The organism is Fretibacterium fastidiosum, from assembly GCF_000210715.1.
GTDB lineage: Bacteria > Synergistota > Synergistia > Synergistales > Aminobacteriaceae > Fretibacterium > Fretibacterium fastidiosum.
The window spans coordinates 2,727,403-2,728,333 of the sequence record NC_021038.1 but is presented as its reverse complement, the minus strand read 5'-3'; the positions used below and the strand labels follow the sequence as shown (position 1 = coordinate 2,728,333).

Genomic DNA, 931 nt, shown 5'->3' with positions numbered 1-931 from the left:
GCCTTTCTGGTGCTGGACAAGAACTTCAACGGCAAGGCGGACAATGGCAGCGAGCTGTTCGGCGACGTCATGACCCTGCCGGACGGGTCCCTGGCCCTCACGGGCTTCGACGCCCTGAGGGCGTACGACTCCAACGGAGACGGAAAGATCGACGCCTCCGACGATATCTATGCCTCGCTGAAGGTCCTGACGGGCGAGGGGAAGATGGCGAACCTGGCCGACGCGGGGATCAAGAGCCTGAACGTGGCCTCGGAAGCCGTGAACGCAGACATGTCGCCGACGCTGTCCCAGGACGATCTCGCGAAGCTGACGTGGGAGGAGCGGGTCCTGGCCCTGAAGGACCAGGCGCGCGAGGCGGACCGTGCACTCTGGGAGTCGGGCGGATCGATCCGCAATCAGGGAAGTTTTACATGGCAGGACGGAAGTACGGGCACGATCGCGGAGGTGCTGCCCTACAGTGCTCCGATGTACTCCATCCCGGACGAAATCCTTGACGTCCCTGAGGACGTCGCGGCGTTGCCCAACCTGATGGGCTTCGGTAACATGCACGGCCTGCGCCAGGCCATGGTCCGGGACGGAAGTGGTGCGCTGCGTGGGCTGGTGGAGCAGTACGCGGCGGAGAAGGACCCGTCGAAGCGCGGTCGGATTTTCGAGTCCCTTCTCCAGAAGTGGGCCGGGGTGGACGGCGTGGACCCAGGGAGCCGCGGTGGCCAGATGGACGCGCGTCAGTTGGCGTTTCTGGAGCAGTTCTTCGGCGAGGGCTTCAACGGCGTGGACGGGCCGAACCCCAACAACACGGCGGCGCCGCTCCTGAAGGAGCTCTACGCGGACCTCGTGCGTGACATGGAGGCGGGGCTGCTGGCGCAGACGCACCTGAAGCCGTTCTTCGAGCACGTGGAGTACAAGGTGACGGAGCCGGAGAAGGACGCGG

The 931-nt window shown here is 65.4% G+C and carries 1 pseudogene; it reads left to right on the top strand.

Annotated features, from left to right (window positions below):
• A pseudogene (locus tag SY1_RS12230) lies at window positions 1-931 on the top strand (hypothetical protein); the annotation flags it as partial.